The organism is Shewanella sp. HL-SH8 (assembly GCF_051165765.1).
GTDB lineage: Bacteria > Pseudomonadota > Gammaproteobacteria > Enterobacterales > Shewanellaceae > Shewanella > Shewanella glacialimarina.
On record NZ_CP195039.1, the window covers coordinates 3,660,767 to 3,686,840 of the forward strand.

Annotated in this window: 23 protein-coding genes, 7 tRNA genes and 1 pseudogene; 11 read left to right on the top strand and 20 right to left on the bottom strand. The window is 42.0% G+C overall.

Going from position 1 to position 26,074, the window contains the following annotated elements; genetic code table 11:
- A complete protein-coding gene (locus tag ACRWQN_RS16140) occupies nucleotides 1-948 on the top strand; it encodes a ketopantoate reductase family protein (protein WP_434938855.1) in 948 nt (315 codons plus the stop codon).
- Nucleotides 949-972: 24 nt separating this feature from the next.
- Here ACRWQN_RS16140 and ACRWQN_RS16145 read toward each other — a convergent pair whose 3' ends face one another.
- From ACRWQN_RS16145 to hemA, 8 genes and pseudogenes are all read right to left on the bottom strand, one after another.
- On the bottom strand, nucleotides 973-1,845 hold the full coding sequence (locus ACRWQN_RS16145) for a multidrug transporter (protein ID WP_434938856.1): 873 nt from the start codon (nucleotides 1,843-1,845) through the stop codon (nucleotides 973-975).
- A gap of 84 nt (nucleotides 1,846-1,929) precedes the next feature.
- Nucleotides 1,930-2,781, bottom strand: a complete 852-nt coding sequence (kdsA, locus tag ACRWQN_RS16150) for a 3-deoxy-8-phosphooctulonate synthase (RefSeq protein WP_226413771.1) — start codon at nucleotides 2,779-2,781, stop codon at nucleotides 1,930-1,932.
- A 16-nt stretch (nucleotides 2,782-2,797) separates the two neighbouring features.
- A pseudogene (locus ACRWQN_RS16155) lies at nucleotides 2,798-4,046 on the bottom strand (DUF819 domain-containing protein).
- 157 nt (nucleotides 4,047-4,203) lie between these two features.
- Nucleotides 4,204-4,992 (bottom strand): transglutaminase family protein, encoded by a 789-nt coding sequence (locus ACRWQN_RS16160; RefSeq protein ID WP_434938857.1) that lies wholly within the window; start codon nucleotides 4,990-4,992, stop codon nucleotides 4,204-4,206.
- A gap of 10 nt (nucleotides 4,993-5,002) precedes the next feature.
- Nucleotides 5,003-5,398, bottom strand: a complete 396-nt coding sequence (locus ACRWQN_RS16165) for a SirB2 family protein (RefSeq protein WP_434926955.1) — start codon at nucleotides 5,396-5,398, stop codon at nucleotides 5,003-5,005.
- Nucleotides 5,399-5,484: 86 nt separating this feature from the next.
- Complete coding sequence (gene prmC, locus ACRWQN_RS16170) at nucleotides 5,485-6,339, bottom strand: peptide chain release factor N(5)-glutamine methyltransferase (protein ID WP_434938859.1); 855 nt, start codon at nucleotides 6,337-6,339, stop codon at nucleotides 5,485-5,487.
- 9 nt (nucleotides 6,340-6,348) lie between these two features.
- A complete protein-coding gene (gene prfA, locus ACRWQN_RS16175; protein WP_434938861.1) occupies nucleotides 6,349-7,434 on the bottom strand; it encodes a peptide chain release factor 1 in 1,086 nt (361 codons plus the stop codon).
- A 14-nt stretch (nucleotides 7,435-7,448) separates the two neighbouring features.
- Nucleotides 7,449-8,699: a glutamyl-tRNA reductase gene (gene hemA, locus ACRWQN_RS16180; protein ID WP_226413759.1), complete on the bottom strand. Its 1,251-nt coding sequence runs from the start codon at nucleotides 8,697-8,699 to the stop codon at nucleotides 7,449-7,451.
- A gap of 211 nt (nucleotides 8,700-8,910) precedes the next feature.
- Between hemA and lolB the strand changes: the two genes are divergently transcribed.
- The 4 genes from lolB to ACRWQN_RS16200 all read left to right on the top strand — a co-directional run bounded on the left by lolB (nucleotide 8,911) and on the right by ACRWQN_RS16200 (nucleotide 13,769).
- Nucleotides 8,911-9,516 carry a lipoprotein insertase outer membrane protein LolB gene (lolB, locus tag ACRWQN_RS16185; RefSeq protein ID WP_434926958.1) on the top strand — a complete coding sequence of 202 codons (606 nt, stop codon included), beginning with the start codon at nucleotides 8,911-8,913 and terminating at the stop codon, nucleotides 9,514-9,516.
- Nucleotides 9,517-9,542: 26 nt separating this feature from the next.
- Nucleotides 9,543-10,442: a 4-(cytidine 5'-diphospho)-2-C-methyl-D-erythritol kinase gene (gene ispE, locus ACRWQN_RS16190; RefSeq protein WP_434938863.1), complete on the top strand. Its 900-nt coding sequence runs from the start codon at nucleotides 9,543-9,545 to the stop codon at nucleotides 10,440-10,442.
- 47 nt (nucleotides 10,443-10,489) lie between these two features.
- Nucleotides 10,490-11,437, top strand: coding sequence for a ribose-phosphate pyrophosphokinase (locus ACRWQN_RS16195; protein ID WP_226415846.1), 948 nt, complete (start codon nucleotides 10,490-10,492; stop codon nucleotides 11,435-11,437).
- Between the two features lie 187 nt (nucleotides 11,438-11,624).
- Complete coding sequence (locus ACRWQN_RS16200) at nucleotides 11,625-13,769, top strand: M3 family metallopeptidase (protein WP_434938865.1); 2,145 nt, start codon at nucleotides 11,625-11,627, stop codon at nucleotides 13,767-13,769.
- 78 nt (nucleotides 13,770-13,847) lie between these two features.
- Here the strand turns inward: ACRWQN_RS16200 and ACRWQN_RS16205 are convergent, their stop codons facing one another.
- From ACRWQN_RS16205 to ACRWQN_RS16255, 11 genes are all read right to left on the bottom strand, one after another.
- Nucleotides 13,848-14,138 carry a YkgJ family cysteine cluster protein gene (locus ACRWQN_RS16205; protein WP_226413751.1) on the bottom strand — a complete coding sequence of 97 codons (291 nt, stop codon included), beginning with the start codon at nucleotides 14,136-14,138 and terminating at the stop codon, nucleotides 13,848-13,850.
- 226 nt (nucleotides 14,139-14,364) lie between these two features.
- Nucleotides 14,365-14,439: transfer RNA gene (locus tag ACRWQN_RS16210), tRNA-Gln, on the bottom strand.
- Nucleotides 14,440-14,477: 38 nt separating this feature from the next.
- Nucleotides 14,478-14,562: transfer RNA gene (locus tag ACRWQN_RS16215), tRNA-Leu, on the bottom strand.
- A gap of 91 nt (nucleotides 14,563-14,653) precedes the next feature.
- A tRNA-Met gene (locus ACRWQN_RS16220) sits at nucleotides 14,654-14,730 on the bottom strand.
- A gap of 19 nt (nucleotides 14,731-14,749) precedes the next feature.
- Nucleotides 14,750-14,824, bottom strand: a tRNA-Gln gene (locus tag ACRWQN_RS16225).
- A gap of 52 nt (nucleotides 14,825-14,876) precedes the next feature.
- Nucleotides 14,877-14,951 (bottom strand) — tRNA-Gln (locus ACRWQN_RS16230).
- A 47-nt stretch (nucleotides 14,952-14,998) separates the two neighbouring features.
- Nucleotides 14,999-15,083, bottom strand: a tRNA-Leu gene (locus ACRWQN_RS16235).
- A 44-nt stretch (nucleotides 15,084-15,127) separates the two neighbouring features.
- Nucleotides 15,128-15,204: transfer RNA gene (locus tag ACRWQN_RS16240), tRNA-Met, on the bottom strand.
- Nucleotides 15,205-15,532: 328 nt separating this feature from the next.
- On the bottom strand, nucleotides 15,533-16,624 hold the full coding sequence (gene ychF / locus ACRWQN_RS16245; protein ID WP_434938867.1) for a redox-regulated ATPase YchF: 1,092 nt from the start codon (nucleotides 16,622-16,624) through the stop codon (nucleotides 15,533-15,535).
- A 62-nt stretch (nucleotides 16,625-16,686) separates the two neighbouring features.
- Nucleotides 16,687-17,274, bottom strand: coding sequence for an aminoacyl-tRNA hydrolase (gene pth, locus ACRWQN_RS16250; protein WP_434926962.1), 588 nt, complete (start codon nucleotides 17,272-17,274; stop codon nucleotides 16,687-16,689).
- Nucleotides 17,275-17,407: 133 nt separating this feature from the next.
- Nucleotides 17,408-18,682 carry an FAD-dependent monooxygenase gene (locus ACRWQN_RS16255; protein WP_434938869.1) on the bottom strand — a complete coding sequence of 425 codons (1,275 nt, stop codon included), beginning with the start codon at nucleotides 18,680-18,682 and terminating at the stop codon, nucleotides 17,408-17,410.
- 397 nt (nucleotides 18,683-19,079) lie between these two features.
- On the opposite strand from ACRWQN_RS16255, the gene miaB reads away from it, so the two are divergent.
- From miaB to ACRWQN_RS16285, 6 genes are all read left to right on the top strand, one after another.
- Complete coding sequence (miaB, locus tag ACRWQN_RS16260) at nucleotides 19,080-20,504, top strand: tRNA (N6-isopentenyl adenosine(37)-C2)-methylthiotransferase MiaB (protein WP_434926964.1); 1,425 nt, start codon at nucleotides 19,080-19,082, stop codon at nucleotides 20,502-20,504.
- Between the two features lie 147 nt (nucleotides 20,505-20,651).
- Complete coding sequence (locus ACRWQN_RS16265) at nucleotides 20,652-21,722, top strand: PhoH family protein (RefSeq protein WP_434931316.1); 1,071 nt, start codon at nucleotides 20,652-20,654, stop codon at nucleotides 21,720-21,722.
- Nucleotides 21,719-22,183 (top strand): rRNA maturation RNase YbeY, encoded by a 465-nt coding sequence (ybeY, locus tag ACRWQN_RS16270; protein WP_434926966.1) that lies wholly within the window; start codon nucleotides 21,719-21,721, stop codon nucleotides 22,181-22,183. The genes ACRWQN_RS16265 and ybeY overlap by 4 nt, the downstream gene beginning before the upstream one ends.
- Nucleotides 22,184-22,244: 61 nt before the next feature.
- On the top strand, nucleotides 22,245-23,120 hold the full coding sequence (corC, locus tag ACRWQN_RS16275) for a CNNM family magnesium/cobalt transport protein CorC (protein ID WP_434931315.1): 876 nt from the start codon (nucleotides 22,245-22,247) through the stop codon (nucleotides 23,118-23,120).
- A 201-nt stretch (nucleotides 23,121-23,321) separates the two neighbouring features.
- Entirely contained in the window at nucleotides 23,322-24,926 is a 1,605-nt protein-coding gene (gene lnt / locus ACRWQN_RS16280) for an apolipoprotein N-acyltransferase (protein ID WP_434938871.1), read from the top strand.
- Nucleotides 24,913-25,050: a type IV pilin protein gene (locus ACRWQN_RS16285; protein ID WP_434938873.1), complete on the top strand. Its 138-nt coding sequence runs from the start codon at nucleotides 24,913-24,915 to the stop codon at nucleotides 25,048-25,050. The genes lnt and ACRWQN_RS16285 overlap by 14 nt, the downstream gene beginning before the upstream one ends.
- A gap of 7 nt (nucleotides 25,051-25,057) precedes the next feature.
- On the opposite strand, the gene ACRWQN_RS16290 is transcribed toward ACRWQN_RS16285, so the two are convergent.
- Nucleotides 25,058-25,945, bottom strand: coding sequence for an IS982 family transposase (locus ACRWQN_RS16290; protein ID WP_434938147.1), 888 nt, complete (start codon nucleotides 25,943-25,945; stop codon nucleotides 25,058-25,060).
- Nucleotides 25,946-26,074 lie beyond the last annotated feature (129 nt).

The following is a 26,074-nucleotide window of genomic DNA, read 5'->3' on the forward strand; positions in this document are numbered from 1 at the left end:
ATGATGACACAAAAAATTGGCGTGATAGGTGCTGGTGCTATTGGCCAGTTGATGTTCAATTTAATCGCCACACAAGCTAACTCGCAAACTGGTACTGCCGTTTATTTAATTGGTCGAGAGCCAAGCTCTCATTCGAGCACACTTCAATTTATCACTCTATCCAACTCAACCCAAAAAAATACCATTATTGTACTTGGTCAAGAAAACCCAGAATTAGCTGAACTAGATCTTGTTATCGTTTGTGTTAAAGCCTATCAGGTCGATGAGCTGATGTGTAATCTATTACCTAAACTTGCCAGCCAATGTCATATTATTCTGCTTCATAATGGAATGGGTCCACACTTAAATGCCGCTAAGCATCTTTGTGGTTACCCTAAAATGGGCCTAAGTTTAGCAACAACATCGCAAGGTGCTTTAAGAAACGCACAATGGCAGGTTACCCATACAGGCAATGGCCAAACAACTATCGGTCATTACCAAGGGCAAAAATTAGCGAACTCGCTAAAAGACTGCTTATCGCAGGCAATACCTGAGCTGATATGGCACACCGATATCATTACCGCATTATGGCAAAAGTTAATCATAAATTGCGCGATTAACCCACTTACAGCGATATTTGCATGCAAGAATGGTCAGTTAGCAGAAGATCGCTTTGCCAAGCACATTAATATGCTTGTGGAAGAGTGTATCGAGGTAGCTAAAGCTGATGGTATATCGTTATCGCTCTCTGCCAGCATAGAGATGGTCTACAAGGTCATTACGCTAACGGCCAATAACATCTCATCTATGTATCAAGATATTCTTCAACAGCGAAAAACTGAAATAGATTATATCAGTGGTTATGTAGTTGATCGCGCTGCACAACATCAGATTGCCGTGCCCGCTAACGTTAATAGTCAGCAAGGCATTAAAGCCTTAGAAATTGCTAATCAGTCAAATGCCACTTAGCTAAACAAGCGCCACATAATCAAGCTAACTCCACATCACTAACACGGCAGCAACAGCGATTAATAATAACCCTAACATATCATTTATTTTGACCTTTTGTTTAAGCCAAAAACTGGCGATGATCATCATGAAAAACACTTCTATTTGGCCTAATGTTTTAACATAGGGCACTGCCTGTAAAGACATAGCCGTAAACCACCCGATTGAACCTATACAGCTGGTAACACTGATAAGTAGCGTGAGCTTAGGTCGCTTAAATAAATCAACTAAGGTTGCTTTATCATAGCTAAGTAAATAACTCACTAATATAGCCGTTTGTAGACTGATAACGGCCAATAATACCCAGGCTGCACCGTGGGGGAATGGCGCATCAAGTTGTAAGCTCGCCTCTCTTACCCAAAGTGAAGTTAATGCAAACGCACTACCGCAGGCTAGCCCAAGTAAAACTGTTTTTATCGACAGTTGTTTAAAGCCTTGTTTGGCACTTAATAGCATAATGGCAACCCCGCCAACCATGACACCTAACCAGCCCAATAAACTTAACTGAGTACCGAAAAAAAATACCCCTAGTATTGCGGCAACTAACGCTTCACTTTTTGCCAGTCCAGCTCCAACGGCAAAATTTTGCATTTTAAATAACTTTACCATTAACCCTGTGGCCAAGATTTGCATCAAGGATGCACCGACGACAAATTGGATAAAATCAACATTAAAATCGGGAATATGAGTCGGTTGCCATTGATACAAACTCAATAAATACACTAACGCGATAGGCCCAGCCCAAATAAATCGCGCTAAAGTGACACCGGCAATGTTAACGTCTTGACTTAACTGACTTTGAAAAGCATTGCGCCACGCTTGCATAAATGCAGCAAGAACAGTAAAGGCAATCCACATGCTTACTTTCCCCATAAAAAGTCGTATGAAAGTCGATTAAACAGCCATAAAAAAGCCCTGATAAACAGGGCTGTTTTAAATGAACTACTTACTGGTATCAATATATTCAAACGATTTAACGAGATCATCAACCGCTTTAATCTGTTTCAAATAATTTTCTAATTGATGTAATGGTAAAGCGCAAGGGCCATCACACATGGCATTATCTGGATCAGGATGGGCTTCAATAAATAAACCCGCAATGCCCAACGCCATACCACTTCTAGCAAGTTCAGTTGCCTGTGCACGGCGTCCACCGGCTGAATCACTACGTCCACCTGGGCGTTGCAAAGCATGGGTGGCATCAAAAATAACTGGGTAGCCAGATTGCTTCATTTCATCCATACCCAGCATATCGACAACGAGGTTGTTATAGCCAAAACAACTGCCGCGCTCACATAATAAAATGTTGTCATTGCCCGCTTCATTAAACTTTTTCACAATATGACGCATTTCATGCGGCGCAAGAAACTGCGGCTTTTTCACATTAATGATAGCGCCCGTTTCAGCCATTGCGACAACTAAGTCAGTTTGACGAGCCAAAAATGCAGGTAATTGGATCACGTCAACCACTTCAGCCACAGGCTTACACTGGTAGATTTCATGCACATCAGTAATGATTGGCACATTAAAGGTTTTTTTGATTTCTTCAAAAATCTTCAAGCCTTCTTCCATACCCGGACCGCGATATGAATGCACTGATGAACGGTTAGCTTTATCAAAAGAGGCTTTAAACACATAAGGAATACCCAGCTTTTGGGTTACTTCGACATAATGTTCAGCTATCGACATGGCTAAATCACGCGATTCAAGTACATTCATGCCACCAAATAACACAAATGGTTTGTCGTTGGCCACTTCAGTGCCATTAGCTAATTCAATGATTTTTTGATTCATTTGACCTTCTTAACGCTTACGCGCCAATAATTAGTAAAAACTGACCACATAGCCACGCCATGTAAGTACCTAATGCATAACCTAATACTGCCAGTAAAACACCTACAGGAGCCAGTGAAGGATGAAATGCTGCTGCAACCACAGGAGCAGAAGCGGCACCGCCAACGTTGGCTTGACTGCCCACTGCCATATAAAACAACGGCGCTTTAATTAATTTAGCCACTAACAGCATAAAGCCTGCATGAACTAACATCCAAACAATCCCGACTAAAAAGTAAATCGGGGTGTCCATAATTTTGGTAACATCCATGTGCAAGCCAATAGTTGCCACCAATATGTATAAAAAGGCGGTAGCTACTTTCGATGCGCCCGCGGCTTTCTAAATGCCTGACTGGGCTAAATGACATCGCTAAGCCAATTGTGGTAACAATAACAACTAACCAGAAAAACTTAGAGGTTAAACTGTAATCTGCTGTCCAGGGGTAATTGGTTTCAAAAAAGGGTCCTAGAAAATCTGCGGCCAAATGGGCAAAACCGGTAACACCAAAACCGACTGCAACTATCATCATTAAATCACGCTGGTTCGGAATACGGGCGTTTTCTGCTTGATACTTTTCAACTTTAGCTTTTAATACTTCAATTGCACGGGTGTCTGCACCGGTTCTGGCATCGATTTCTTTGGCTTTGGAGGCCATAAATAATAACACTGCCATCCAAATATTGGCGACGATAACATCGACAGTGACCATGACCGAGAAGATCTCCCCACCTACACTATAAATCTCTTTCATCGCAGCCTGGTTTGCACCGCCGCCAATCCAGCTACCAGCAAGGGTTGTCATACCACGCCAAACCGCATCAGGGCCGTTATTACCGATAAGTGTTGGGTCGATAAATGAAACCAGTAATAACGCAATCGGTCCGCCTATAACAATACCCACAGTGCCGGTTAAAAACATGATAACCGCTTTAGGGCCCAAGCCTAAAATAGCTTTTAAATCGACACTTAAAATAAGTAACACTAGACACGCCGGTAATAAATAACGTGATGCTACATAATATAATTGAGAGGTATGACCGTCGACCACCCCAAACGTATTCAGCAATGAGGGTAAGAAGTAACATAATAAAAGTGCAGGAATAAACTTATAGAATTTTTGCCAAAATGGATGTGGCGATGAACTGGTATAAAATACAAACCCGAGAATAGCGGCCAGTAAACCCAGTGCGGTGGCGTCATTTGTGACCAGTGCCGACGTCGTCATGCAGTTTTCTCCCTTGCAAATGCAGTATAGAAAGCGAAATTCGCTTATGGTTATTTTCTTGTTTTTATTTATTGTTGATTGTAAGGACTTGGTAAATTTTCTTAGGCGCGCTTACTTTTCTTTATATCAATATTTAGGCTCAGATGAGCCTAATATATTAATGATAAATTTGTGAGTGCTGACTTAGCTCTTTTAACTGCATTTTAACCAACTCAATCACAGGATCATGTGGGCTATTATCAATAAAGTGCTGTAAATCAGACATCGCCACTTTAATGCAACCTAATTGCTGCGCAATAAAAGCACGTTCACGATTTAAGTTCACATCATCAGGATGCCATTGCAACAGTAAATTACAACATTCCATTGCTTGCTCAAACTTCTGGCTCACAATACAACCCGCTTTTAGCTCATGCAACATTCGACTGATTAAACGTTTTAAAGATGCTGGCTTAATATGGCTTGGTTTTAACTTAGCAGCATTACCTAACTCGCCTCGCACTAATGAATGTAATTGATGTCGGCTTAACTCTTTACCTGTTAATGGATCAAAGTAACTGATTTTATCATTCAATAAACTACGTAAAACCGTTTGCCCCGGCAGTAACACAGCCTCAAGCGGTAAATCCAATTGCTTAGCTAACAACACGAGTAATGTCGCAAGAGTTGTACTATTACCCTGGCGTTTTAATACACAATAACAAAGGTCGGCTGCCTCTACGCTGAAGTAATCTTCACGTGCTTGAAAGCCTAAATCATTATAAAACCAGTTAAGTAGCCTTTGCAGCCGTGCTTCTTGATCAACCACATAATGGCTAAGTACTGAGCCTGCTATTTCATACCAAGCCCATAGAGCTGGCTGTGCACGAGAAAAACCTAAATGTTCTGATAATTCAAATGCAGTTTCAGGAATAGAAACTGCATCATCAAGTTGAAGTTTTGCCATTAAAAATCAATTAACCCATTAATACGACTTGTTTGAAATGAGCCAGTTTGGCCGCTAACACTAACCAACCGATTGCGCCGAGGAAGGCGAAAAACTTAAACAGTTTATTACGGCTTGATTTAAGCGCCATGATCCCTAATGCAATATATGCCACTACAGAGATAATTTTTTCCGTCATCCACGGATCCACGAATGGATATTGGTTGATCATAAAGCAAAGGGTGATCCCTGACGCTAATAAAAAAGTGTCAACTACGTGGGGTGCCACTTTAAGGAATTTTCTGTCCATAAGCGGTGATTGGCGTAGGTGCAATACAAAACGCAACACAAAAAACGAGACGCTTAAAGCAATAAACATTAAATGAGTATGTTTTACCGCTGGATATAAACTGTAAAATGTTTCCATTATTGTTGTTCTCAGTTGGGCATAAATAAAATAGCGGCTAGTCTACTCGATAAACTAGCCGCTTTCCAATAGCATCAGTGTAATGACTACTCTGTCCAGCTCCCTATAGTACAGCGATCGTTACTGCCAAAATCTCTTACAGTGGCGACATCTTTGTAACCTAAGTCGATCATTTTCTCTCTTACTCTAATAGCTTGTTGATAGCCATGTTCAAGTAATAAAAAGCCACCAGGCAGCAGGTGCTCACGGGCCTTGTCTGCTATATGGTAAATATCAGCGTAACCTTCATCGGCAGCAGTCAATGCACTTTGTGGCTCAAATCGAACATCGCCAATACTTAAATGTTCGTCTTGCTCAGCGATGTACGGAGGGTTGGAGACAATTAAATCAAAATCACGATCTTTTACCGCGCTAAACCAGTCTGACTGTAATATTTCAACTTGTTCAAGTTGTAAGTTTGCTCGATTAGCTTTAGCTAAGGCGACAGCTTCTGGCACTTTATCAATTGCTGTTATCCGCCATTTAGGTCTTTCATGGGCAATAGATAAGGCTATCGCGCCAGTCCCAGTGCCTAAGTCCAGCACCCTAGCATTAAATCGAATGTCTAAATTTAATGCGGTTTCAACTAATATTTCAGTATCTGGGCGTGGGATCAGTGTTGATTCATTGACAATAAAAGGTAATGACCAAAATTCTCGCTCACCAATAATATGCGCAACTGGCATGCCTTGCTGACGCTTTTTAACCATCTGCTGAAAGTTTTTAAACTGCTCAACGGTCAGTGTGCGCTCAGGCCAGGTATATAAAAAACTACGTGTTTTATTGAGACAATGAATAAGCAGAGCCTCTGCATCTACATGGGCAGAGTCAGAGGTTGATGCCAATTGTGAAAAAGCCCATTGCTGGGCTTCAACTATTGTTGAATACGATGACTGGGGCAAGGTTGCTCCTTAATCGCCTGATAAGGCCGCAAGTAAATCCGCTTGGTGTTCTAGCATAATAGGATCAAGTAATGCATTGAGATCACCTTCCATTATTTCACCTAAACGATAAAGAGTCAGGTTGATACGATGATCACTGACTCGCCCTTGTGGGTAATTATAGGTACGAATACGTTCTGAACGATCACCACTTGCCACAAGACTACGGCGAGTTGTTTCTTCTTCGCTACGACGTTTTTCATCTTCAACAGCTTGAATACGGGCAGCCAGTACACTCATCGCTTGGGCACGGTTTTTATGCTGTGAGCGTTGATCCTGACATTCCACAATAATTCCGCTGGGAATATGGGTAATTCGAATAGCTGAATCGGTTTTGTTAACGTGCTGACCACCTGCACCAGATGCGCGGAAAGTATCCACTTTTAAGTCGGCAGGGTTGATTGAAATCGCTTCTGCTTCGGGCACTTCATGCATAACTACTACGGTACAAGCTGAGGTGTGAACACGACCTTGAGATTCTGTTTCAGGAACACGCTGTACACGGTGTCCGCCCGATTCATATTTCAATTTGCCGTAAACACTTTCGCCACTGACTTTAACAATAATTTCTTTAAAGCCACCATGTTCGCCTTCATTGACGTTCATGATTTCCATCTGCCAGCGGTTTGCTTCTGCAAAACGGCTGTACATACGGTACAAATCACCCGCAAAAATAGCCGCTTCATCACCGCCTGCACCCGCACGAATTTCCATAAATGCATTGGTATCATCATTCGGATCTTTAGGCAGTAATAGAATTTGAAGCTCATCTTCTAAACGGGCTAATTCATTTTTAGCCGCTTTCATTTCTTCTTGGGCCATTTCACGCATTTCTGCGTCGTCTTCTTCAAGCATTTCTTTCGCTGACGCTAGATTGTCCTGCGCTTGTTGAAACTCTTTAAACCCTTTGACGACATCTTCAAGTTGAGAATATTCTTTTGACAATGCGCGAAAACGCTCTAGATTGGAAATTACACCAGGATCTGATAGTAATGCCAATACTTCTTCATTTCGCTCAAGCAAGCCTTCAAGCTTGCGGATAACGGATTGTTTCATTTAGCTCGCTAACCTTAATTTTTATCGAGTCCGAGCGCTATTCTTAATTGTCCTAACGTATTCAAATCGCCCTGACGGCTTGCGACCGTTAATGCTTGTGTGGGGGCATGAATGAGGCGATTGGTTAGTCTATTTGCTAATTCCAATAACACTTGCTCGCCATCGCCACCTTGAGCCAATTTGTTCAAGGCACGTTCGACCAGTTCATCTTTAATTGCCACACTTTGGCTGCGATACTCACGAATACTGTCAACAGACTCTAAAGAACGTACCCATTCCATAAAAATATGAGATTGTTCTTCAGTTATTAATTCAGCTTGTTCGGCTGCTTCCATACGGGAAGCCATGTTCTGTTCAATGATACTATGTAAATCGTCCACAGTATAAAGGAAAGCGTCGTCTAACTCACCGACTTCCGCTTCAATATCTCTGGGCACTGCAATATCGACGAGCAACATAGGTTGATGACGACGTTGCTTGAGTGCTTTTTCAACCATACCTTTACCCAAAATAGGTAAAGGGCTAGCCGTGGATGATATCACGATATCAGCCTTAGCAAGGTAATCAGGTATTTGCTGCAAGGTAATTGCAGTCGCGTTGAACTCTTCACACATGGCTTGTGCACGTTCAATAGTGCGATTGGCGACAATAATTGATTCTACATTATTATCTTTTAAATGTTTGGCAACCAGTTCAATGGTTTCACCGGCACCAATAAGCAAGACTTTAGTACGGCTCAAGCTTGAGAAAATGTGTTTAGCCATGCTCACCGCAGCAAAAGCGACTGATACCGCTGCGGCGCCGATTTCAGTTTCGGTGCGCACTTTTTTAGCAACTGAAAAGGTATTTTGAAATAAACGGTCGATGGTTATCGCTGTTGTACCAGCCTCTTTAGCTTTTACAAAGGCTTGTTTTACCTGGCCAAGAATTTGTGGTTCACCCAATACCAATGAATCAAGCCCTGAGGAAACCCGCATTAAATGCTTCACTGCGACTTGATCGCGATATACATAAATGCATGGCATTAAGTCCTCATGCTTTAAACCATGATAATCCTGCAGCCATTCTATAATGTCCGCTTCACTGCCATTATTACAATAAAGTTCTGTTCGATTACAGGTAGACACAATCACAGCTTCGCCTGTGGTGGTGCGACTTGCCAAACTTTTCATCGCATCATGTATTTTATCTGGTGAAAAAGCGACTTTTTCACGTAGATCTACTGTGGCGGTTTTATGGTTTATCCCGATTGCTACTAGGCTCATCTGACTCGTTCTAAGTTTTTCTCGGTATCGTTAATTAGGCTATTCTACTGAATCAGGCTAATTAAAAACACTGTAGGGTTAACAAAACCGAATATATGTCTAATTTTTCTTTCAAATAACCGATTAACAAACCTTAATCACAAAAGCATTTTTACAACAATGCCAATGCCCAGTATTATAGAGGAATCACTTCTTAGTACACGAGTTACTTTTGCAACGTTTTTTTAAAGCTCACTTTTTGGTTATTACCGCATCGATACTATTTTTGAGTGCTTGTACCTCATTGCCAACACAAGAGTATCAGCCAATTGAAGTCACCCATGTCAAAGACGCCGATAATTGGGAGCTACAGGGCAAAATTGCTTTTAAGTCATCAACAGATAAGTTTAGTACTAATTTATATTGGTTTCATCACCTTAATGGAAATGAGTTACGCCTAACCACTCCGCTGGGCACCAATGTGCTCACCCTGAAAAATGATCAAGGTCTTGCAACATTAGAGGTCGACGGAAAAACCTACCACGACAATAACCCCCAAGCATTGTTAGAAGGCGTAAGTGGGATAACGATTCCATTTGCTGATATACCTTTATGGCTTACAGGACAAATTGGCAGCAAAGATAACGTTATCAGCTATAATTCTTCTGGTCAGGTGCTCCAATTTAACAGTCCTGATGATGAAGCCGACTGGCAAGTCAGTTTTGTTAGCTGGCAGCAACAAAGCGGTGTTTTGGTGCCTAAGCAGCTAAAAATTGTCCGTAAGGACGTACAAATAAAAATTCAGACCAATTTATGGCAGGCATTGACGCCAAAATAAACGCCACTTAATAATAGGATAATAAATTGAAGCCTAATCACTCAACCTCTAAAAGCTGGCCAGCTCCTGCCAAGTTAAATTTATTTTTACATGTTACTGGCCAACGTGAAGACGGTTACCATGAGCTGCAAACCCTATTTCAATTTATAGATCATTGCGATTACCTCGACTTCCAAGTTACAGAAACACCTGAGCTACATCTTCATTCGAATATCTCGGATTCTGTCCCCGACAGCGATAACTTAATTCTTAAGGCTGCAAAGTCTTTAAAAAAATACACAAATTATCATGGCGGCGCGCATATTTGGTTAGATAAATTACTGCCCATGGGCGGCGGTTTAGGTGGAGGTTCATCTGATGCAGCCACAACGTTAGTGGCGTTAAATGCCCTGTGGAAAACGAACCTTTCAGTGAGTAAATTAGCTGAGATTGGATTAGCGCTAGGGGCTGATGTTCCTGTATTTATTAATGGCTTAGCGGCATTCGCTGAGGGTGTGGGTGAACAACTTCAGCCGGTATATCCTACTGAATATTGGTATCTCGTTATCGCTCCTGATGTCCACGTTTGTACCCGCAGTGTATTTCTAGACCCTGACTTGCCCCGTAGTACACCCAAGCTACAACTGGACACATTAATGTCCAATGAATGGAGCAATGATTGTCAAAATCTGGTAACCAAACAACACCCCGAAGTTGCCAATGCCTTAAGCTGGCTGGTAGAATATGCGCCGTCGAGAATGACCGGAACAGGCGCATGTGTGTTTGGGGAATTCGAGCGTTCGCAACAAGCTCTTGATGTCTTAGCGCAACTTCCTGCTAATATGAAAGGTTTTGTTGCAAAAGGGCTTAATACTTCGCCGCTACTAGTGCGCTTAGATGAGTTCGAACAATATTCTTCTGAGTCAATTTTGAGTGCTAACACGTAAAATTGATTTAGCCACTAATTTTAATGCAAACACCTGAGGTTCATAAAGTGCCCGACATTAAGCTCTTTGCTGGTAACGCTACCCCAAATCTAGCCATCAAGATTGCAGACCGTTTATTTTGTAAACTTGGCGACGCAGTTGTAGGCCGTTTCAGCGACGGTGAAATCAGTGTTCAAATTAACGAAAACGTACGTGGTGCGGATGTGTTTATCATCCAATCTACCTGTGCGCCAACCAACGATAACCTGATGGAGTTAATCGTGATGGTTGATGCATTACGCCGTGCTTCTGCAGGCCGTATCACCGCTGTAATTCCTTACTTTGGTTATGCACGTCAAGACCGTCGTGTTCGCAGTGCTCGTGTCCCTATTACCGCTAAGGTAGTTGCAGACTTTTTATCAAGTGTTGGTGTAGACCGCGTATTAACCTGCGACTTACACGCTGAACAAATACAAGGTTTCTTCGACGTGCCTGTAGATAACGTATTTGGTAGCCCAGTGTTACTTGAAGATATGTTAGCGAAGAAATTAGATAATCCAGTGGTTGTTTCTCCTGATATTGGTGGTGTAGTTCGCGCCCGTGCAGTTGCTAAATTACTGGATGATTCAGATTTAGCCATTATTGATAAACGCCGCCCACAAGCCAACGTTGCACAAGTTATGCATATCATAGGTGATGTTCAAGGCCGTGATTGTATTATTGTTGATGACATGATCGACACAGGTGGCACCCTATGTAAAGCAGCTGAAGCATTGAAAGAACACGGCGCTAATCGCGTGTTTGCTTATGCAACTCACCCTGTCTTCTCTGGTAATGCTGCAGAAAACATTGCTAATTCAGTGATTGATGAAGTGATTGTAACTGACACAGTACCTTTAAGTGCTGAAATGCTTAAGGTTGCTAAAGTCACTCAGTTAACAATGTCAGCAGTGCTCGCTGAAGCAATTCGTCGTGTAAGCAACGAAGAGTCTATCTCAGCGATGTTCCGTCACTAAGCACGTCATTCAGTAAACATATACTGATACCATTTTATTAATGCCGTTTGTATTATTACAGACGGCATTTTTTTATGCGGTAAAATGCCATTCTAGCTAATCCTGTCAGATTAAGATGCTTTTAAGATAGGCTTGTTACCTTGTCGGCACAAAAATAATAGGTATCATTTATTGAAGGTTTACTTATATGCGCAAGGCATTACTGGCAGTATCAATAGCAGCATCTTTGATGGCAACAGCTTGTTCAATCACTCATGATTCATCAACAACTCAAGCATCTTCCGCTAAAAATGTACAAATGCAAAACCCATTGTTAACCCCAAGTGCTCTACAATATCAAGCACCCGACTTTAGCATTATCAAAGATGCACATTTTCAGCCTGCCTTAGAGCAAGGCATTAAAGAACATTATCAGCAGGTTCTTAATATCGCGAACAATAGTGAAGCACCAAGCTTTAGCAATACTATTATCGCATTAGAAACCAGTGGCGAATTACTGACTCGCACTTCGCAAATTTTCTACAATCTAACCGGCTCCAATAGCAATCCAACCTTACTTGAAATTAAAGCCGAAATGGCGCCTATTATGGCTGCGCACTCAGATAACATTCACCTGAATAGTGCTCTTTTTTCACGCATTGATAGCCTTTACCTGCAACGTAATGCACTCAACTTAACCGCCGAAGAGGTGCGCTTAATTGAGGTGTATCATCAGCGTTTTGTGCTTGCTGGCGCCAAGTTAACCGACCAACAAAAAGCAAAAATCCGTTTATTAAACGAAGAGCAATCAAACTTAACGAATGAGTTTAGCCAACGCTTACTGTCACTAACCAAACAAAGTGCGGTAATAGTTGAATCTGTTGATGAGTTAGCTGGGTTATCGGACAGCAGTATTCGAGCAGCCCAAATGGACGCAGAGGCACAAGGTCATACGGGCAAATACTTAGTCAACATCACTAACACTACGCGCCAGCCTGTTCTAGCCAAACTTGAAAACCGTGAACTACGTGAGCGTATCTGGTTAGCATCAGCTAATCGTGGGCTAAGCGGCGAAAATGAAACCGCATCGTTAGTTTCACGTTTAGCACAACTTCGTGCCGAGCGTGCAGCGTTATTAGGTTTTAAAAGTTGGGCAGATTATCAATTATCGTCTCAAATGGCAGAAACACCTGAAGCGGTATATAGCATGTTTGGCTCTATGGTACCTGCCGTTATCGCTAATACTGAAAAAGAAGCTGCCGATATTCAAGCTATGATCAACAAAACCGGTGGTGACTTTATCCTGGCACCATGGGATTGGGAGTTTTACGCAGAAAAGGTGCGCCAGGAAAAATTTGATTTAGATTCAGCATCAATTAAACCGTATTTTGAATTTGAACGTGTGTTACAAGATGGGGTGTTTTTCACCCTTGAAAAACTTTATGGTGTGACCTTGAAGCCACGTCCAGACTTGCCTGTATATCATGAAGATGTCAAAGCCTATGAAATGTTTGATGTCGATGGTAGCTCAATCGCCATCTTTTATGCAGACTATTTTACCCGAGAAGGTAAAAGTGGTGGAGCATGGATGAGCTCATTCGTCGGCCAATCGACTTTGCTTGATACCAAGCCTGTGGTCGTTAATGTGATGAACATTAGAAAAGCCCCTGACGGTGAGCCAACATTTGTAAGCTACGATGAAGTAACGACAATGTTCCATGAAATGGGTCATGGCACCCATGGAATGTTCTCAAAGGTGAAATACCCAAGCTTAGCAGGCACTTCAGTATCTCGAGATTTTGTTGAGTTCCCATCAACATTTGAAGAAGACTGGGCTGCACATCCTGAAGTATTAGCAAACTATGCAAAGCATTATCAAACCGGCGAAGTGATCCCAGAAGCCCTACTGCAAAAATTACTTAACGCACGTAGCTTTAACCAGGGATTCGACACATTGGAATACATGGCCGCTGCACTAGTGGATTTAGAATGGCATTCATTACCTGCTGATGCGCCACTGCAAGATGTTGTTACCTTTGAAGCCGCTGCACTCAAAAAGCATGGTGTTGATATTGCTGCGGTACCACCACGTTATAAATCAAGCTTCTTTGCGCATTCATTCCCTGGAGGCTATTCTGCTAGTTACTATGCTTATATGTGGAGTGAAATCTTAGCCGCTGACGCCTTTGCTTATGTACAAACTCAAGGTGGTCTAAACCGTGAAATAGGCATGAAGTATCGTAAAACTATTCGCGAGGTAGGTAATAGCGTCCCACCAATGGAAGCCTACCAATCCTTCAGAGGACAAGCACCGACTACAGATGCACTGCTTAAACGCCGTGGCTTAAATTAATCCCCATTAAAAACGACAATGCCGCTAACATTATATTAGCGGCATTTTTTTATCTCGATACTGGCTGATAAGTGAAGACTAACTTACCTCGGCCCTTTGAGTGACACACTCATATGAACCCATCTCAAATTCACGGCAAATCCAGGGACGATTTTCATAAATCGTGCACATCATAGTTTCTCTATCTAATGCTGAGCACCAGCCATCGTTTAAGCGCAACATGGTTTCGCCACCCCACTTATCGAAAGCGATATGTTTTTTTGGCACACCAGTGTCTGAAATGATCATCACTTCTAATCGGCAACAACAAGCTTGGCAGTTTGAGCAACTGACCTCTTGAATGGTGATATCTTTTATTTCAATATTCATCAATATCCTGAATGTCCCGAAAAGTAATACTGCATGATAGCAATAACAATTTAGCTTATCTAGACAGTGTTATATTAATGCTATTTGAATTGCTAGGAAGGTAATGAACACTAATGTAAGGGGTCTCATATCAATGCCAGTTTAGCTGATATGCACTTCAAACATGGTCTACTATTATGATGTTGCAAAAACGCAAAAACCTGTCATAAAGACAGGTTTTTATATATGGCTGGGGTACCAGGATTCGAACCTGGGGATGCCGAGATCAAAACCCGGTGCCTTACCACTTGGCGATACCCCAATATTTTTATAACGAATGAATTACTTTAGACAATTTGATGGTACGGGAAGAGAGACTTGAACTCTCACACCTTGCGGCACCAGAACCTAAATCTGGCGTGTCTACCAATTTCACCATTCCCGCATCAAACTTTTTACGAGTATACCCTAATTCATATTAGAATAAACTTTTGAAATTAACTTACTGCTCTAGCTAACCATTCCATATAAAAATATGGTAGCAATGGCGGGACTTGAACCTGCGACCCCAGCATTATGAATGCTGTGCTCTAACCAGCTGAGCTACATTGCCACATTTTTATTACTAAAAATGGCTGGGGTACCAGGATTCGAACCTGGGGATGCCGAGATCAAAACCCGGTGCCTTACCACTTGGCGATACCCCAATAATCTGTTTAAGACTATGGTCAAACTAAAAAAATTACGCTTACAATAAAATGGCTGGGGTACCAGGATTCGAACCTGGGGATGCCGAGATCAAAACCCGGTGCCTTACCACTTGGCGATACCCCAACTGAAACACTTTTGAAAAACCCGCACAAGCCAGCTTCTCTAATAAATGGTACGGGAAGAGAGACTTGAACTCTCACACCTTGCGGCACCAGAACCTAAATCTGGCGTGTCTACCAATTTCACCATTCCCGCACAACTGTTCTTGTTTTACATCTTGAACTCACTTTAAGTGAAGATGGTAGCAATAGCGGGACTTGAACCTGCGACCCCAGCATTATGAATGCTGTGCTCTAACCAGCTGAGCTATATTGCCACTACATTTTTCATCGCCCTCTTACTGAGGAACGGGGCGTATTATGCTTATTCAAGGTATCGAGGTCAACTGCTTTTTTTCGCTTATTTCATCATTCTTGTTTATTCGGCTATTACTTCACCAAACTGAATGATCTTCCAACGAATTAGCGACCTAAAATGCTGTCATTTACATCACACGCCCAGATTTCAACCTAAACTAATACGGGCTGACTATTTTAGGTAAACGGATATTTTTACCTAGATTGATAATAATTATCCTTTTATGACAATTAATCCTACCAACTCCATGTTAAAAAATGCAACCGTTAACCCTAAAACAGTCAATATTACACGTTAAATAAGAAATGCATTACATCGCCGTCTTTAACCACGTATGTTTTACCTTCTACGCGTAATTTACCCGCATCTTTAGCGCCCGCTTCACCTTTGTAAGTGATAAAGTCATCATATGCCATAACTTGCGCGCGAATAAAGCCACGTTCAAAATCGGTGTGAATGACACCAGCAGCTTGTGGTGCAGTAGCCCCAACTGGCACTGTCCAGGCACGAACTTCTTTTACACCCGCAGTAAAGTAGGTTTGTAGATTCAATAATTCGTAACCAGCACGAATTACGCGATCCAAACCTGACTCTTCTAAACCAAGGTCAGCCATAAACTCTGCGCGGTCATCAGCTTCCATTTCGGCTAATTCAGATTCAATAGCGGCACATACTGGTACAACAATAGCATTCTCTGTTGCTGCAATAGCACGGACGACATCTAAATGCGGGTTATTTTCAAAACCATCGTCAGCAACGTTAGCGATATACATTGTTGGTTTAATGGTTAAGAAGTTAAGGTAAGCAACGGCTGCTAACTCTTCTTTGGTTAATGCCAACGAACGCAACATTTGGCCTTCGTTTAACACTGGACGCATTTTTTCAAGTACTGCTACTTCAAATTTTGCATCACCGCCGCCGCCTTTAGCACGTTTGGCTTGACGAAAAATAGCACGTTCACATGCGTCTAAGTCTGCTAAAGCTAACTCAGTATTAATCACTTCAATATCACCAGCTGGGTCAATTTTGTTCGCTACGTGGACAATGTTCGGATCTTCAAAACAACGTACTACGTGACCGATTGCATCGGTTTCACGAATGTTAGCTAAAAACTTGTTACCTAAACCTTCACCTTTCGATGCACCAGCAACCAAGCCAGCGATATCGACGAACTCCATAGAAGTAGGCAAAATACGTTGAGGTTTGACAATAGCAGCTAACGCGTCAAGACGTGCGTCTGGTACCGGTACCACGCCCGTGTTTGGCTCAATAGTACAAAACGGAAAATTTGCCGCTTCTATACCCGCTTGTGTTAACGCATTAAACAGCGTTGACTTACCAACGTTTGGCAAACCAACTATGCCGCATTTAAAACCCATATGCATACCTTTATATGTAGAATTATCTTAATGATAATGACGTTCGAAATAGTATCGCCAAGCTATTCAGCTTTAAACGAATGTAGTCTGTTCATGGCTTTCACCATATCTTCTTTGTATAAAATATCTGTCGCGCGTACGGCTTCATCAATAGCCGCAACAATCAATTCTTGTTCGGTTGCAGGGGCTTTGCCCAATACATAGCCGCTGACTTTATTTTTATCACCAGGATGGCCGATACCTATCCGTAAACGATGAAAACCTTTATCGTTAGCCAGACTTGAAATAATGTCCTTTAAACCATTATGACCACCGTGTCCGCCGCCTAATTTAAATTTAGCAACACCGGGTGGCATGTCTAGCTCATCGTGGGCAACTAAAATCTCTTCTGGCAAAATACGAAAAAAATTCGCTAAAGCAGCAACAGATTTACCACTTAGATTCATAAAAGTCGTTGGAATTAATAAACGCACATCACGGTGGTTAATGGTCACTCTAGCTGATAATCCAAAATATTTACTCTCTGGGACCAGTGGCACATTAAAAATGCGAGCAAGCTCTTCGACATACCAAGCACCAGCGTTGTGGCGGGTTTGCGCATACTCAGCACCAGGGTTAGCTAACCCTACAATCAGTTTAATGTGGCTCATGACAACCTAAATATTGTTTGAATTACCCACAGCACATATTGCACTGCAGCTTTAAAACGCGGCATTTTAACACTCAATTTGGCTACCAACAAACACCGATTAACGAAAGCCATTTTAGCTTAAGATTTTTCAGTTATAGGCCAAGTGCATATTTGAGCACTTTCTGCTTAATAGGCCCGTCGATGTTAGCCAGTTTCAACATGCCATTTCGCAGGATTTTCAGGGGTAAAATATCATTACTAAATCCTGCATAAAAGGCATCCATTACGGTCATCATCAACTGGTTATCGACATATCGGGCTTGTTGATAACGTTTTAACACGCAGTCATGCCACCACACTTCACCATTACCAATCGCACTGGCTACCTGTGTGATTAATATGTCGACGTCTTTAAATCCGATATTGACACCCTGCCCCGCTAAGGGATTAATGGTATGAGCAGCATCGCCCAGTATCACTAAATTAGGCTCATAGTATCGTTGGGCATGACGACGTGTTAACGGAAAACTACCTTTAGCCTTTACAGTAAAGTGAGGATCTAGACGCGACGGAAAATTTTCTTTGATCTGTTCAGCTAGCTGGGCATCATTAAGCTGCATTAATTGTTTTATGCGTGCTGGCGAGTCATACCAGACTAATGACGCATTATTGCCCGGCAAAGGCAGTAGGCTTCGGGGACCTAGGGGCGTAAACTGTTGCCATGTAACAAACTGCTGCGGGGTTTGAGTTTCAATATTAATCAGCATAGCCGATTGCGAGTAATCCCAACCGGTAAGGCCTATACCTGCCCATTGCCTTACTTGTGAGTTAGCCCCATCAGCACCGACTAAAAGATGAGTCGACAATATGCTGCCATTATCAAGTTCAATCGTTATCGCATCTTGGGCAACATCTAACGACGCCCCCTTACCCAATGGCTTTATGCGTTCAAATTTAACCACTTTAGCGGGGCAAAAAAGCTCAACATTAGTTAAAGTTTCAATCTGTTGCCACAAACCCAGTTGAATCAACCTATTTTCAAAGAAGTAACCTAACAATGGCTCAGCCACTTGCTCAGCACTAAACTGGGTGACACAGCTTTCCATTTCCCATGTTTCAAGCCCAGTATAAGGTACATGGCGTAAAGCCAGTAAATTCTCCATAACCCCTAGGCGCGACAGCAACTGCGCTGATGCAACACTTATAGCCGATACTCGCACATCTAAAGGCTGGCTGACATCAAAGGCTTGTGGAGCCCGAGCCTCAATCACAGCAACCGATAATCCAAGCTGCCCAAGCCCAACAGCAACAGCAGCTCCCACCATGCCGCCGCCATTAATAACAACATCAAAATGGCGAGTGTGTGATTGATTGCCTGAATGCTCAGCTGTACTAATAGGCTCTGATGTGGATTGATTCTGCGACATGCGACTTCCTTGGGTAAATAAACATCACTTAGTAGGTATAACAGTCTACACAAACTCAATGATTAACAAGTATTAGGTTAAGTTATCAAAATCGGTTCAATTATGCCCTATATCAATAAAGCACGGAAATACTGACGAGCGTTAATCGAAAACTTGAACAAAAAAATAGTCCTGGAAGCAAGTTACCAGTCAAACGATGTAGCAGTTTTTGGCGTGTTTAACCCGTAAACAACCTCTAAAAGGCGAGCATATTAAGATGCGATTAAGTCATTACCTAAAACAAGGGTATTGTCTCTGCCTGGGTAATATTAACGAAACTTGCACAAAGGCTAGCCACAAGGCCCGACAACAGGTAAAATATCGCGCTATTTTTACTATAGGTTACCGGCGAGCAGTGATGAGTAAAAAACTTCATATTAAAACCTGGGGCTGTCAAATGAATGAGTATGACTCATCTAAGATGGCCGATTTATTAGACGAATATCAAGGCTATACCTTGACCGAAGATCCAAGTGAAGCAGATATATTACTGCTTAATACTTGTTCTATTCGCGAAAAAGCGCAGGAGAAGGTTTTCCATCAATTAGGCAGATGGAAAACCTTGAAAGATAAAAACCCGAATTTAATTATCGGCGTGGGCGGCTGCGTGGCTTCCCAAGAAGGTAAAGCCATTAAAGATCGCGCTCAATGCGTGGATATTATTTTTGGCCCACAAACCTTACATCGCCTTCCAGACATGATTGATCAAATTCAACGTGGCGAGAAAGCGGTTATCGACATCAGTTTTCCTGAAATTGAAAAATTTGACCGTTTACCCGAGCCCCGCGCTGATGGTCCAACGGCTTTCGTGTCAATTATGGAAGGATGTAGCAAGTATTGTTCATTCTGCGTGGTGCCATACACCCGTGGCGAAGAAGTCAGTCGCCCTGTCGATGATGTCATTCTAGAAATTGCGCAATTAGCTGAACAAGGCGTACGTGAAGTTAACCTTTTAGGCCAAAACGTTAACGCGTTTCGTGGTGCAACCCATGACGACCAAATTTGTACCTTTGCTGAGTTACTGCGCTTAGTCGCCAGTATTGATGGTATTGATCGTATTCGTTTTACGACAAGCCATCCTATTGAGTTCACCCAAGATATTATTGATGTTTATCAAGATACGCCTGAATTAGTTAGCTTTCTTCATTTACCGGTGCAATCAGGATCTGATCGCATCTTAACTCAAATGAAGCGCGGCCACATGGCAATCGAATATAAGTCTATTATTCGTCGCTTACGTAAAGCCCGCCCTGATATTCATATCAGCTCAGACTTTATTATTGGCTTCCCAGGTGAAACTGAACAAGACTTTGAAGACACAATGAAGTTAATTGAAGATGTGAGTTTCGATCACAGCTTTAGTTTTATTTATAGTGCTCGTCCAGGTACACCTGCTGCAGATTTGCCAGACAACGTATCAGATGAAGAGAAAAAACAGCGTCTAGCTATTTTACAAGACCGTATCACCCAGCAAGCCATGCGCTATAGCCGTCAAATGTTAGGCACAGTGCAACGGGTATTAGTCGAAGGCCCGTCGGTTAAAAACCCAATGGAATTACGTGGTCGTACTGAAAACAATCGTGTGGTTAACTTTGAAGCGCCACATTCAAGCATTGGTGGTTTTGTCGATGTCGAGATTGTTGATGTTTACACTAACTCTTTACGCGGTAAATTTGTTCGCGGTGAAGCTGAAATGGACTTACGCAGAAACCTACGCCCTGCTGAAATTTTAGCTAAGCATAAGCTAGATGATGAAATAGGTGTGACCCAATTTAAACCTTAAGTCAGGTTTAAGCGTATCAAGATAAAATAAAAGGTGGCTGGTCCACCTTTTATTTTTTGTTTCTATTTATGCAGGACGCTAGAATTAATTCCAGTACCTACGTACACTGTTTTTAAATGATCAGCACAGCAATTAACGGAGCCTTATTTGTCGACTAAAGTGACTACCATGAATTTGTATCTGGAACCCTCAGATACACGCCGTTTAACTTCATTATGCGGCCCATTTGACGATAATATTAAACAGTTAGAGCGCCGTTTGGGTGTTGAGATTATTCATAAAAATAATCACTTCACTATTGTTGGTCTACCGCGTAATGCCTTTAACGCTAATAATATTCTCAAGCAACTCTATATTGAAACTCAAACCGTAAAAGGTAGTACCCCTGACTTAGAGCCTGACAGGGTGCACTTGGCTATCCAAGAAGCGGTCGCACTAGAGGCCGATGATGGCCTGAATGATTCTGGTATTAGTATCAAAACTAAACGCGGTGTCATCAAGCCTCGTACCCCAAATCAAAGCGTGTATATGCATAACATTACTCGCCATGATATTAGCTTTGGTGTAGGACCAGCCGGTACAGGTAAAACATATTTAGCAGTAGCTGCAGCTGTGGATGCCTATGAGCGCCAAGAAGTGCGCCGTATTTTACTCACCCGCCCCGCGGTTGAAGCTGGTGAGAAACTGGGTTTTTTACCCGGTGACTTAAGTCAAAAAGTCGACCCTTATCTGCGCCCACTTTACGATGCATTATTTGAAATGATGGGCTTTGAGAAAGTAGAAAAACTGATTGAGCGTAGCGTAATTGAAGTTGCACCCTTAGCCTACATGCGTGGTCGCACATTAAATGATGCCTTTATTATTTTGGATGAAAGCCAAAATACTACGGTAGAGCAAATGAAAATGTTCTTAACCCGTATTGGTTTTAATTCTCGTGCGGTGATCACCGGCGATATCACTCAATCAGATTTACCCCGAGGTCAAAAGTCTGGCCTACGTCATGCAATAGAAGTATTAAGTGAAGTGCCTGAAATCAGCTTTAACTTTTTTATGGCTCAAGATGTTGTTCGTCATCCGATTGTTGCCAGCATAGTTGAAGCCTATGAAGCATTCGAGCAAAAAGAGCAGCTTGAGAAAGCGGCTAAAGAAAAAGCTTACCAAGAGCGGGAACAAAAACGGCAGCTTGCAGCCCAAGAAAGTGTGAGCATGACGAAATGAGCAAGATCAATTTAGATTTAGATCTGCAAATTGCGGTTGAAGCAAACAATTTGCCTACTCAAGCGCAGTTTGAATCATGGGTACGCATCGCTGTGGGTCAAACAATGCCTGCAGTAGAGCTAACCATCCGTCTTGTGGAAGTGAGCGAAAGTCAGCATTTAAATCATACATACCGTGGCAAAGACAAACCAACTAACGTATTGTCTTTTCCATTTGAAGCGCCTGCTGAAATTGATCTGCCACTATTGGGTGATTTAATCATCTGTGTTGATGTGGTAGAAAAAGAAGCACAACAGCAAGATAAATCCCTAGAAGCCCACTGGGCTCATATGGTGATACATGGCTGCTTGCATTTACTAGGTTATGACCATATTATCGATGAAGAAGCTGAGGAAATGGAATCTTTAGAGACCCAACTCCTTGAACATTTAGGTTTTACAGACCCCTATAAGGAAGCATAAATAAATAGATTTTCAGGCACAAGATAACATCGATGCCCAATTATCTATTTAGTTAAATATTATGAGTGACGATATCCCCCCGAGTACAAACGCCTATAAGAAAAGTTGGTTCGATAAATTTAACCAATTATTCCAGGGCGAACCTCAAAATCGCGAAGACTTAGTAGACGTGATAGATGGCGCAGAGCTGCGCGACTTAATCACTGAAGACACCCGCGAAATGATTAAAGGTGTGTTAGAGGTCTCTGACCTACGCGTGCGAGACATTATGATCCCACGCTCACAAATTGTTACTCTGCAAATTGATTCTACGGTAGATGAGCTTCTTGAAACCGTTATTGCATCTGCTCACTCTCGTTTCCCTGTTGTAAATGAAGATAAAGACCATATTGAAGGTATCTTGTTAGCCAAAGATTTGCTTAAATATGGTTTCAAAAATTCAGATGTACCTTTCACATTGTCTCAAGTTATCCGCCCTGCCGTAGTTGTACCTGAAAGTAAGCGGGTTGATGTGTTACTCAAAGAGTTCCGCTCACAGCGCTACCATATGGCAATCGTTGTCGATGAATATGGCGGCGTATCAGGCCTTGTGACCATTGAAGATATTCTTGAAGAAATTGTTGGCGAAATTGAAGATGAATTTGATCACAGTTCAGTGGAAGACACTGAGGTGAAAAAAATCAGTAATACGGTATTCATTGTTAAAGCATTAACTGAAATTGATGATTTCAACGAAGCCTGTGGCACCCACTTCAGCGATGAAGAGTTTGACACCGTTGGCGGATTAGTTTCGCACGCTTTTGGTCACTTACCAGAGCGAAACGAAACCATTATGATTGATAATATTGAATTTAAAGTGACTAATGCTGACACTCGCCGTTTGATCCAATTAAGGGTAAAACTGCCTGACTCTGACAGTATTAACGACGATAACTAATTTTATTAATTAAAAATCTAACACCAATAAAGCAGCTTTAATGTTAATTAAGCTGCTTTTTTATTTTATCCATTTTAAAATCCGCTGTCGTAGCAAGTTAATGGCTTTATAGCCTAATGGCTCATGGCATAATACGCATCTACATGATGCCACTTAACCCCAAACTGCATTGTTAAAATAAAGCGATCAATAAGGCGAGTTGTGTTTAAAAAATTATTACCTCAAAGCCAATTAAGTTTAATCACCTTAATCAGCGCGTTTGCTGCTGGTGCAAGTACCTCTTTATCTTTTGCGCCCTATAATGTTTGGCCACTTATGCCGTTGGCACTGGCTTTTGCGTTATGGCAAAGTCAGCAGTTAATCGGCAAACATGCCTTTCGCTATTGGCTTAGCTTCGGCTTTGGTACCTTTGCCGTCGGGATCAGCTGGGTGCACGTCAGCATGGCCACGTTTGGTGGGCTGCCCTTAATAGTTTCATTAGCATTAATGGCTATTTTGTCGCTCTATCTTGGGCTTTACCCAGCATTAGCGGGTTACTTACTCAATAAAATTATTACCCCACAGTCGGCATCTACCCATTATGGTGTGCTGACATTTAAATATTTAGGCTTGTTTCCAGCGTTATGGATAGTCACAGAGTGGCTTCGCGGCTGGGTATTAACCGGTTTTCCATGGCTATGGATTGGTTATAGTCAAACCAATGGGCCATTAAGTGAATTAGCCAGTGTTATTGGGGCGCTTGGACTCAGTTTTGTGCTGGCGATAATCGCTGGCGCTGTCATGCTAGCAACACAAAAACGGGTATTGCCAGTTCTTACTGTCTTATCTGTTGTCATTATTGCCGCAATCATCACGCCACATCTCAACCCAATTACCCCAAGTGGAAAATCAGTCAAGGTAGCATTAGTACAGGGTAATATCGCCCAAAGCATGAAGTGGGAGCCGGATGCATTATGGCCAACCATGCTCAAATTTATGGATTTAACTCGCAATCATTTTGACGAAAAATCGAGTGTTGATATTGTGATTTGGCCTGAGGCCGCAATCCCTGCACCAGAAGCCATGGTTGAAGACTTTTTAGTTAATGCTAACCAAGTAGCTAACTTAAACAACACCGCCATTATTACCGGCATTATTAGCCGAGAAGAGCACGATTTTTATAACTCTTTAATCGTCTTAGGCAATCATCACAGCAAGCAACAACCTAGTGCTGACTATCAAATTAACGGTGATAATGAATTCAGAAAACATCATTTATTGCCTATAGGGGAGTTTGTCCCTTTTGCAGAATTATTAAGACCATTAGCGCCTTTTTTCAATCTGCCAATGAGCTCTTTTCAACGGGGTGATTTTATTCAGCCAAACTTATCTGCTGCAGGATATAAAGTGGCTCCAGCGATTTGCTATGAAATTGTTTTTCCAGAACAGGTCAGAGCCAATACGCAAACCGATACTGACTTTATACTTACTGTATCAAATGATGCTTGGTTTGGTACCTCAAATGGTCCATTGCAGCATATGGAAATTGCGCAAATGCGTGCAATTGAAATGGGTAAACCTTTACTCAGGGCAACCAATAATGGCGTCACCGCAGTAGTTGACCCTTATGGTAAAATTGTCGACATCCTGCCTCAATTTGAAACAGCTGTATTGGTTAATGACGTTGCGCTTTATCAAGGTGAAACTTGGTTCAAACGTATTGGACAAACACCATTACTGACTCTTTGCTGCTTATTTTTATTATTCGCACTGGGGTTAAGATATCGAGGATTAACACATCAAGACAGCAAAGATGTCACTGAATAGAATCACGACAGGAGCGCCCCCATCACTTAAACAGGGCTTTACTTTAATTGAGTTGGTAGTGGTGATTTTAATTTTAGCTATTTTAGCCGTTGTCGCATTACCAAAATTTATTAATTTAACCTGAGATCGGTTTAAGCCATAACAGAAATCGCATTGAAATCGACATCTGTGATATTGAGTTTTGGCTTACTCTCTTTGAGTTGATAAGCGATTAAACCACCAATCATATTAAGCATAAAACCATGCACACTTCTGTGTCTCGAATGCTCGATTTGTGAGATGTTTTTAAGCTGGTCATTGATGGTTTCTATAATAAATCGTCTTGAAAGCATGGCTCTATCCCACAGTGATAAAACCTTCTTTTTCATGTTCTTGCGAACATTGTTTACCAAGGTCACGCCTTTCTCAAGTAAGTCGCTTGCCAACGCTTTGCTGATATAGCCTTTATCCGCATACAGCTTATCCATTGCGTTCACCACCATCCCTGAAACAGGCTGAGTATCATGCATATTGGCAGCTGTTATTTTGGCAGCAACAATACCGCCTTTATGGTTAACGATGAGGTGAAGCTTGAACCCGTAGAACCATCCCATGGTCCCTTTTCCGCGACGAGCAAGGCCTGATAAGGTTTTATGTCGAGGAATTCGCAAATTATGGCAAACCTTTACGCAGGTTGAATCAACGAACTCTATCCCCGTCGGTAGACTTCTGATGCTGGAAAAATAACTGCATAGTGGTACGACTGTTGTCGGCATCAGCTCAAGAAAACGGGTATAGCTGAGTAAGTTGGGAAAGTCTGATTTAAAGAATCGAGCAAGATATCCAGTGTAATAATTTTTGAAATCACGATGGTGAGACGTATGGAAGAGTATGATTATAGTCATTATTTCACTCATATCCATCCTGCTCTGGCGTTGGCGTTTACGCGTACCATCTGTTAAGCACTGCTTTCTCCATTGTGGGATAAATACAGTACAAAAATCATCGACATCACAAAATATATCCACTAAATTATTCATAAGCCCTCTGCGTAATTGGTTCCTTCTTGGTCGAAAGAGCTGATCACAAAGAGGGCGATTAGTTCAATTTTTTATCCCGAGTTCAGGTTAATTTAGGATCAGATGCCCGAGCTAGTACCCTATCGGGCT

What these genes read in the sequence shown, in the direction of transcription:
- ACRWQN_RS16140 (WP_434938855.1), top strand. Translation starts at nt 1, where the DNA reads ATGATGACACAAAAAATTGGCGTGATAGGTGCTGGTGCTATTGGCCAG.
- ACRWQN_RS16145 (WP_434938856.1), bottom strand. Translation starts at nt 1,845, where the DNA reads ATGTGGATTGCCTTTACTGTTCTTGCTGCATTTATGCAAGCGTGGCGC.
- kdsA (WP_226413771.1), bottom strand. Translation starts at nt 2,781, where the DNA reads ATGAATCAAAAAATCATTGAATTAGCTAATGGCACTGAAGTGGCCAAC.
- ACRWQN_RS16160 (WP_434938857.1), bottom strand. Translation starts at nt 4,992, where the DNA reads ATGGCAAAACTTCAACTTGATGATGCAGTTTCTATTCCTGAAACTGCA.
- ACRWQN_RS16165 (WP_434926955.1), bottom strand. Translation starts at nt 5,398, where the DNA reads ATGGAAACATTTTACAGTTTATATCCAGCGGTAAAACATACTCATTTA.
- prfA (WP_434938861.1), bottom strand. Translation starts at nt 7,434, where the DNA reads ATGAAACAATCCGTTATCCGCAAGCTTGAAGGCTTGCTTGAGCGAAAT.
- hemA (WP_226413759.1), bottom strand. Translation starts at nt 8,699, where the DNA reads ATGAGCCTAGTAGCAATCGGGATAAACCATAAAACCGCCACAGTAGAT.
- ACRWQN_RS16200 (WP_434938865.1), top strand. Translation starts at nt 11,625, where the DNA reads ATGCGCAAGGCATTACTGGCAGTATCAATAGCAGCATCTTTGATGGCA.
- ACRWQN_RS16205 (WP_226413751.1), bottom strand. Translation starts at nt 14,138, where the DNA reads ATGAATATTGAAATAAAAGATATCACCATTCAAGAGGTCAGTTGCTCA.
- ychF (WP_434938867.1), bottom strand. Translation starts at nt 16,624, where the DNA reads ATGGGTTTTAAATGCGGCATAGTTGGTTTGCCAAACGTTGGTAAGTCA.
- pth (WP_434926962.1), bottom strand. Translation starts at nt 17,274, where the DNA reads ATGAGCCACATTAAACTGATTGTAGGGTTAGCTAACCCTGGTGCTGAG.
- ACRWQN_RS16255 (WP_434938869.1), bottom strand. Translation starts at nt 18,682, where the DNA reads ATGTCGCAGAATCAATCCACATCAGAGCCTATTAGTACAGCTGAGCAT.
- miaB (WP_434926964.1), top strand. Translation starts at nt 19,080, where the DNA reads ATGAGTAAAAAACTTCATATTAAAACCTGGGGCTGTCAAATGAATGAG.
- ybeY (WP_434926966.1), top strand. Translation starts at nt 21,719, where the DNA reads ATGAGCAAGATCAATTTAGATTTAGATCTGCAAATTGCGGTTGAAGCA.
- corC (WP_434931315.1), top strand. Translation starts at nt 22,245, where the DNA reads ATGAGTGACGATATCCCCCCGAGTACAAACGCCTATAAGAAAAGTTGG.
- ACRWQN_RS16285 (WP_434938873.1), top strand. Translation starts at nt 24,913, where the DNA reads ATGTCACTGAATAGAATCACGACAGGAGCGCCCCCATCACTTAAACAG.
- ACRWQN_RS16290 (WP_434938147.1), bottom strand. Translation starts at nt 25,945, where the DNA reads ATGAATAATTTAGTGGATATATTTTGTGATGTCGATGATTTTTGTACT.